General features: G+C 42.7%; 7 protein-coding genes and 1 riboswitch. Of the genes, 3 read left to right on the top strand and 4 right to left on the bottom strand.

The annotated features are described in order from the left end of the window. The first annotated feature begins 186 nt into the window (after positions 1-186). Complete coding sequence (locus tag OU793_RS16125) at positions 187-642, top strand: RNA-binding protein (protein ID WP_005480876.1); 456 nt, start codon at positions 187-189, stop codon at positions 640-642. Here the strand turns inward: OU793_RS16125 and murI are convergent. From murI to OU793_RS16110, 3 genes are all read right to left on the bottom strand, one after another. Next, positions 596-1,408 carry a glutamate racemase gene (gene murI, locus OU793_RS16120; RefSeq protein ID WP_140104108.1) on the bottom strand — a complete coding sequence of 271 codons (813 nt, stop codon included), beginning with the start codon at positions 1,406-1,408 and terminating at the stop codon, positions 596-598. The genes OU793_RS16125 and murI overlap by 47 nt on opposite strands. A gap of 40 nt (positions 1,409-1,448) precedes the next feature. Next, positions 1,449-2,132, bottom strand: coding sequence for an adenine nucleotide alpha hydrolase (locus OU793_RS16115; RefSeq protein WP_140104107.1), 684 nt, complete (start codon positions 2,130-2,132; stop codon positions 1,449-1,451). Between the two features lie 78 nt (positions 2,133-2,210). Beyond that, positions 2,211-4,085: a TonB-dependent receptor gene (locus OU793_RS16110; protein WP_140104106.1), complete on the bottom strand. Its 1,875-nt coding sequence runs from the start codon at positions 4,083-4,085 to the stop codon at positions 2,211-2,213. Positions 4,086-4,141: 56 nt separating this feature from the next. Continuing rightward, a riboswitch (cobalamin riboswitch) is annotated at positions 4,142-4,344 on the bottom strand. A gap of 184 nt (positions 4,345-4,528) precedes the next feature. On the opposite strand from OU793_RS16110, the gene trmA reads away from it, so the two are divergent. Further along, positions 4,529-5,638, top strand: a complete 1,110-nt coding sequence (gene trmA / locus OU793_RS16105; RefSeq protein ID WP_025610459.1) for a tRNA (uridine(54)-C5)-methyltransferase TrmA — start codon at positions 4,529-4,531, stop codon at positions 5,636-5,638. A gap of 148 nt (positions 5,639-5,786) precedes the next feature. Here trmA and OU793_RS16100 read toward each other — a convergent pair whose 3' ends face one another. Beyond that, positions 5,787-6,350: a hypothetical protein gene (locus OU793_RS16100; protein ID WP_263122059.1), complete on the bottom strand. Its 564-nt coding sequence runs from the start codon at positions 6,348-6,350 to the stop codon at positions 5,787-5,789. Positions 6,351-6,491: 141 nt separating this feature from the next. On the opposite strand from OU793_RS16100, the gene OU793_RS16095 reads away from it, so the two are divergent. Beyond that, positions 6,492-7,556, top strand: a complete 1,065-nt coding sequence (locus tag OU793_RS16095; RefSeq protein ID WP_274647804.1) for a helix-turn-helix domain-containing protein — start codon at positions 6,492-6,494, stop codon at positions 7,554-7,556. Positions 7,557-7,622 lie beyond the last annotated feature (66 nt).

Below are 7,622 nucleotides of genomic sequence, written 5' to 3'. Positions count from 1 at the left end.
TTTTGCAAAAAAACTTTCAACCGTTCATTAATCCATCAAAACGCCGAAATTTGCATATTTCTTCGTCACATTTGAGACATATCACAGCAATTGGTTGGAAAAACACCAACCATATACGTAAGATTCATGTGTCTATTCTGTTAAATAGACAATCGATCTCTTTATTATCTATATGTAGTAATCAAAATGACGTCTAAAAAAAATCTGATCCTATCTGCCGGGCTGGCCGTCATTGGGGGAGTGCTATTCTCTCAATTCGCTATTCCACCAGCTTTGAGCTTTCTTATCGGTGTTGCCGCTACTGCTTTTCTATTTTCATTTTCTAGCCAAACACCATCTATTCAACCAACGGAATCTGATCCTTCAACTAAAACGCTGTATGTCGGTAACCTTCCTTACAAAGCAAATGAGAGTCACGTTCGTGATTTATTTGCAGAGTATGGGCAGGTATTTGCTGTGCGCTTAATGAAAGATAAACGCACAGGTAAAAGAAGAGGGTTTGGTTTTGTCGTTATGGCCGCTGCTGATGCAGAACCGGCTATCGCGAAGTTAAATGAAAGGGAATATATGGAGCGAACACTTAAAGTTCGTATTGCTAACGATCCGAAACACCCAGATGGCGATAAATCTGAACTGGATTAAATCCTAATTTCGCCAAACAAATGTTCAGTGCATCTTCTTGCCAAGGAGGTGCGCTGGCAAAGATTCGTTTTATCCCTTCTTCTTTCTCTTCAAGCTCGCCACAAGACAGTAATGCTTTAACCCGGCGCGCTATCGCCTCCCCAGAATCAATCAAAACGACGTTGCTACCCAGCACTTGCTGAATTTCGTTTTTGATTAGTGGGAAGTGTGTACAACCAAGTACAGCGACGTCTACTTTATTGCATAACGGCGATAAGATACTTTTCAGTTCATCCAAAGGAACACTTTCACCACGTAGCTTTTCTTCTGCCATATCAACCAAACGCGTCGAACCTAGCAATTCAACTGGCTTACCTTGTGCAAAATCGCGGATCAGTTCATGAGTGTATTGACGAGTGACGGTCGCAGGCGTTGCGATTAACCCTACTCCCTGAGTCGCTAGTAGGGAGGCTGGTTTGATGGCAGGCACGACGCCAACAACTGGCACTGATAAGTTGTCACGCAATGACGGCAATACGATTGTACTGGCAGTATTGCACGCAATGACGACGATATCGATGTGATGCTTTGCTACCAATGCGGAAACCAGCTGATTGACGCGCGAGACAAGCACATTCTGATCGAGTTCGCCGTAAGGATAAGCTTCGTTATCGAACAGATAGAAGTAGTCTAAGTGTGGAAGGAGTTGGTGAATTTCTTGGAAAACTGACAGTCCGCCGACACCGGAATCAAACACTAGAACTTTTTTCTTACTTGATGCTCGCACGAGTCTTACCTGATGAATAGAGACTCGGCGATCATACTGGTTAGATTTGTTTTGGCAATGCTTTAGCGTGGTATCTTTGATGGCTAAATCGCTCCCCTATTTCCACTTCAAGCTTAGTCAGTTCTATATGTCCTTGAAATGAAGGGGTTGATGTCACCAATGTGTGGAACTCACCATTTTCTCCACATGGATCAATATGACGTGGTAATGACTCGATTAATACTTGGTCATACCAACGACCACACCATGCTGGAGCAAGTACCTTTCCATCAATGGTAATCAACATAGTTTTAATTCCACGTTCTATGACTTCCATCGCTAAGCTCAAACTATTCTCCCCTAAGAGAGGAAAGACACATTCCCATCCTGCTGGCTCAATGTAGCTACGTCGATAGTCGGCGATACCATTGCAGAACATATCGCCAAATGCGACAGCTTCTACGTTTAGACCACTACTTTGTAATGCATTAACGATGGTCGATTGATAAATGTCGTTACTTGGAAAGACTTCAGGTAGCTCGATAGTAATGAGCGGAAGAGCAAGTAAGTCTGCTTGCATTTGCACGACCTCAAGCGGCGTTGCTTGGAAAGGGACTTCTTTCCCTACGTAAGTCGTGTACAAACCGACAACTTGATAATTTGGATTCTCGTTAAGGCGCTCAAGCGTTAATGTCGAATCTTTACCACTCGACCAGCTGATTACGACACGTTTTGGTTTCGTCATTTTGTTTTCCAGCCATTTTCTGCACACCAATAATGATAAAGACCGCCAATAAGGCGGCCTTTGTTGTATCAAACGCAATTAGAATCGGTAGTCAGCGGATACAAAGTACTGACGCCCAGGAGTTGCGTAACCTGAGTACATCTCGTAGTTTTTATCGAAAGCGTTGCTTAGTTTTGCGTTGATGTCCCAACTTGAGTTTACAGCGTAAGAAGCGGTGAAGTTCCATAGGCTGTAGCTCGGTAGTCTTGTACTACCATTAAAGCGCTCACCTTGGTAAAGATACTGCGAACCCAACGTCCATTGGTCAAATGTCGCATAAGCATTCCACTTGGCACCGCGCTTGGAGCGGTATGCTAGTTGGGTATCTTCTGCACCAGACTTGTCGACAGGATCTTTGTAATCTAGGTAGAACTCATGAGAGACAATATCAGTATCGAGTTTAACTTCTAGTTCGATACCTTTAATCTCAGCTTCACCAATGTTTTGCATGCCCGCACCTTTCCAGATCAGCATGTTTTCAATTTGGTTGTAATACCCAGTTACAGTCCAATCAACAATCGATGCCACACCAGATAACGACAGTTCCGTGTTTTTTGACTCTTCTGGCTTTAAGTTCGGCATTTCATAGCCAGGGTAATACAAATCAACAAAGCTAGGCGCACGGAATGCAGTGCCGTGGCTCAGCGTTAATTCGTATCCTTCGTAAACTCTCCAACCTGCTGCGGTTTGCCACGTAGTGTTGTTGCCAAACTGGTTGTTTTCATCATTACGTACGCTGGCTTCGAAGGTCCATGCATTCAATGCATATTGAGCAATTGCGCTGATGCCAATGTTTGTTCTTGGGTTCTTCTCTGGGTTGTAGTCTTTCGCTGGTCCCCAGTCACTTGGTGCAAGGTAGCCTTTTGCTAACTTCTCATTACGGTAATCTAAGCCGCCCCCAATACTCAGTTCATCATTGATGCTGTATGAGTTTAGCCAAATTGCATTGAACTGTTCGATGGCCACGTGATCGCCGGTCGACTTACTTTGGCCCGATTTAAGGTCATAGTTGTCTTGTTGACCGTAAGCTAACTTCAACTCAGAAGTGTAAACATCTTTAGAATACTCAAGTGACAAATCTGCACCTACGTATTCCACTTCACCCGTTTTCTTTTCGTGCTTATCTACTGTTCCCCACCCAGGATTGCCATAACTGCTGTTGTCATAGTCGTATTCGTTGCTGTATGTACTAAAGCCTACGTAACCAGAAAAATTATCAGAAAAGTTTTGCTGGTAACCTAATTTAAGGTTCAACGTTTCAAATCCGTGCTCATCGCCATCATTCAAACCCGGCAAAGGTTTAACGTTAAAACCATCCGTTTTCTCGTAACCTAATACCCCTTTGATGTGCTTACCTTCACCTACAGGTTTAGATACGGCAAACGTGCCTTTTTTATGATTGTTGGAGCCATAACCAGCCGACACTCGGCTTGCATCATCATCAATACTTGCTCGAGTAATAATGTTGATTACGCCGGAAATCGCCTCTGAGCCATAGATAGATGCGCGTGCGCCGCGAATGTAGTCGATACGTTCAATAGAGTTGATTGGAAATTGGTTGAAATCGATACCGCCCATGATTGCGCGAGGCATACGTACACCATCAACCAAAACCAACACTTGGTTGGCACTGCCACCGCGAACAAAAATCGATGCGCTTTGGCCACGGCCACCATACTGAGCAACCTCAATACTAGGCAAAGTACGGAACACATCAAACAAACTGTCGGCTTGCTGACGGCGAATATCTTCTTTCGTTACTGTCACGGTTTGAGCTAGAACAGCACCATCGATTTGCTTGAATCGATTCGCAGTAACTACGATGGTTTCGTCAACAGAAATTTCTTGGGCCTGTAGATAAGAGACAGGTGAAAGCAGCGATGCCAGGGTGATCGCCAATGCGGATTTTTTCATTATATTGTCCTAAATCGCGTAATTCCTTCCGAGCCCTGCCTCCTTAGGCAGTCCAGTGCTATGGCTCAGTTGCTAGCAGGTATTCGGACTGAAGAGCGAGGTTTACACCACCTAGTTGCTCGACTTCCCACATAAACTAATGCAGTGTCGTGATGAGCGTTCGTTCTCTTTTACCGCTGCGCGTCAGTTCTGGATTTTCACCAGATTCCCATTTCAGCCATCTAGATTGCTAGATGCCACCAGCTTGAGGCAAATATTATTCAGCTATTGATTATTTGTCCAGCCAATATTGCCCATAGAAATTGTAACGTTTTGATTAATTTTGCTTTCTCCTCAACCTGTACGCACTATCTTTAAATCAATTCCCGTACAAAACTGGACATCCTATTGAGATTGAATAAAATCTGCGCTCTTAAATTGAATGCACCATAAAAGGTAAGATCATGGCTACTCTTGATGTAAATCCACAACGCTACCAAGAACAACTGGCTGAAAAAGTCGAACGTCTCACTGATATGTTCGCGCCATACAACGTGCCAGAACTGGAAGTGTTTGAATCACCAGAGCAGCATTACCGTATGCGTGCTGAGTTCCGTGTTTGGCATGAAGGTGAAGACCTGTACTACATCATGTTCAACCAAGAGACTCGTGAGAAATACCGCGTAGACCAATTCCCAGCAGCCAGCCGTCTGATCAACGACTTGATGCCGCTATTGGTTGAAGCGATGAAAGACAACGAATCCCTACGCCGTAAACTATTCCAGGTGGATTTCCTATCGACGCTAAGCGGTGAGATTCTGGTTTCTCTGCTTTACCATCGTCAATTAGATGAGGAATGGATTGAAAACGCGAAAGCGCTGAAACAGCGCCTCAACGACGAAGGTTTCAACCTCAACATCATTGGCCGCGCACGTAAGATGAAAATCATCCTAGACCGTGACTACGTGATCGAAAAGCTGGACGTAAATGGCCAAAGCTACATCTACCAGCAAGTTGAAAACAGCTTCACCCAACCGAATGGCAAAGTAGCAGAGAAGATGTTGGAATGGGCGGTTGACTGTACTCAAGAGAGCACTGGCGACCTACTAGAGCTTTACTGTGGTAACGGCAACTTCTCGTTAGCATTAGCGCAAAACTTCGACCGTGTACTTGCTACTGAGCTTGCTAAGCCTTCGGTAGAATCAGCACAATACAACATTGCAGCGAACAAGATCGACAACGTACAAATCATCCGTATGTCGGCAGAAGAATTTACAGAAGCAATGGAAGGTAAGCGCGAATTCCGTCGTTTAAAAGACAATGGTGTCGACCTGAAGAGCTACAACTGCAACACGATTTTTGTCGATCCACCACGTGCAGGTATGGATGTGGATACGTGCAAAATGGTGCAAGGCTACGAGCGCATCATGTACATCTCTTGTAATCCAGAAACACTAAAAGAGAACTTGGACATTCTAAGCGAAACTCACAATGTGACGCGCTTTGCTCTGTTCGACCAATTCCCTTACACCCACCACATGGAAGCTGGCGTGATGCTAGAGCGCATTAAATAAGGGATTCAAAGGTTTTTAATTGTAGGAAAAAACACCCTGGGTACGGCTTGGGGTACGGGAGCATCTAAAATGCTCGATTGCTATGATTGGATTTGATGTCAACGCCACCAGCTTTGCTCGTGGCGTTTTATAATGTATGCAGACTGATTTAAAACTTTAAGTTTAAGGCTGTTTGATCTGGTGCAGAAAACATACTCTTTTCATCCAGCTTAGATTTCAATTCTTGTATCTCCTCTTTCGCTAGCCTCAACTCCTCACTGAGTTGCACAATCTTATTGTTCTGTAAGGACACTATTTCTTGTTCATCTGCCAATCTTTGACGATTCTGCATCTCTGTAAGCGCACCATTAACCAGTGACTCTAGTGTCTCTTTATAAGATTTATCTCCAGATAGTTTTTTAAGGTTCAGCTCAAACTCAGCACTAAGCTCAAAGCTGTAATACTTCTTGCCATTTTGCTTCGCTTTATCCCTGTTGCTTTTTTTTAGCCATGCAGTATTTAAACGTCGCCACCTTTCTCGACCTTCAGCACTACTATGAAGTGCTTTTACTAATTTATCGAATCGATACCTAATAGTTTTTTCTTCGTAAATGTGTGACAAAGAAAAGTAGTGGTCCTGAATTATAGGAACTGTATCAAATTTCTTAAGGTAACCATCTAGCCAAGCAAGATGTACATCGTTTTTAAAGCTAAACCCTTTGAGTCTGTTCACAATTATCTGCTAACCGTATCCATCAAATAGTTATAATATTATGCACTTTTATATGACTCTGTCTGAGGACTATGTCACATGACATAGTCCACTTTTCTGATATAAATACCATTCAAATACGACTTTAATAAGAGTTTAACGTTGAAATCTATACTTTATAGCCATGTAGCCCAATTGAGCCCCGAGTCAAAGATGCTTCTACTTTTGATGTATCAAGACGCGGATAATCACAAAAAATACAGCAAACCACTCTTGGATATGGTTAAGCAATATGGTGTGAGTAAAACTCAAATTTTGAAGGGCCTGGCTCAGCTTAAAGAGCTCAGAATTGTTGAGCCAATGACAGATACAACAGAGCTTAAAAAGCCAGGAAGGCCAATTTCAAGTTACCAGATAAATCTTGGATGTTTTGATTCCCGGGCTCAAACTGTAGAAGTGGATTTAGCATCTTTTATTGTGGATAGAATACAAAAACTATACCTAATCAAATCCAGAAAACTAACATTAGCAAACCGCCTTTTATTGATACTCTTGATTAGTAAAGCGAACGAAGCAGGAACCGTAGATTCTGTTAGTTCTCGTGAATTGTCTCACTGGATGGGATGCACTGAAAATCGAATTCAATCATTAGTAAGGAAGTTAAGACAAAGTAACTTGATATCTCATTATATCCCAGGGATATGCCACAAACTTATCGGCAAACATAAAGCTGTGTACTTTTTGAACATGGAAATGCTTGGTGGTTATCAAGTTAAAATTAATACGATCTTGGATGTACGCTCAAAAGACACGTTAGCTTCTCTGATCAACTTTAACGCACAACACGCTGTAGACAGATCTTCCGGGTTAAGTGGGAGATCACTAGAAGGGTTTGCTTACTATTTAGTGAGCCAGCAACAACTAACGACCAGCATAATGTTCCAAATCGATTATCGTCTTGAGAAACACTTCATTAGCCTAATAAATCAAGGGGAGCCTAGATTGACTCAGAGCAACTTTTACCGAAAAGCCATTGATGGACTGTTTGATAAAATGGATGCTGAGCACTGTTACATCCAACAGTTACTTAACTATATGTCATCTCGAGCAAAACAAATTAGTGAAAGCATCCTTCATATGCAAAAACAAAATGTTGCTTTGAAACAGTGTCGCTATGAACTCAGATACAAGTCAGAGCACGAGAGAATCTTACTTTGCATCCCTTAATTTTTATCAGAGTAACTTTTACAAGTTTTGAAGCCACAGGAAGCCTTATTGAACAAAGATACGTGG

Source organism: Vibrio sp. VP6 (assembly GCF_028823755.1).
Taxonomy (GTDB): Bacteria; Pseudomonadota; Gammaproteobacteria; order Enterobacterales; family Vibrionaceae; genus Vibrio; species Vibrio parahaemolyticus.
The sequence above is the reverse complement of the archived record's forward strand: the minus strand, read 5'-3'. Positions and strand labels throughout refer to the sequence as shown.

Coding starts and splice junctions, on each gene's coding strand:
- OU793_RS16125 (WP_005480876.1), top strand. CDS start 187: ATGACGTCTAAAAAAAATCTGATCCTATCTGCCGGGCTGGCCGTCATT.
- OU793_RS16115 (WP_140104107.1), bottom strand. CDS start 2,132: ATGACGAAACCAAAACGTGTCGTAATCAGCTGGTCGAGTGGTAAAGAT.
- OU793_RS16110 (WP_140104106.1), bottom strand. CDS start 4,085: ATGAAAAAATCCGCATTGGCGATCACCCTGGCATCGCTGCTTTCACCT.
- trmA (WP_025610459.1), top strand. CDS start 4,529: ATGGCTACTCTTGATGTAAATCCACAACGCTACCAAGAACAACTGGCT.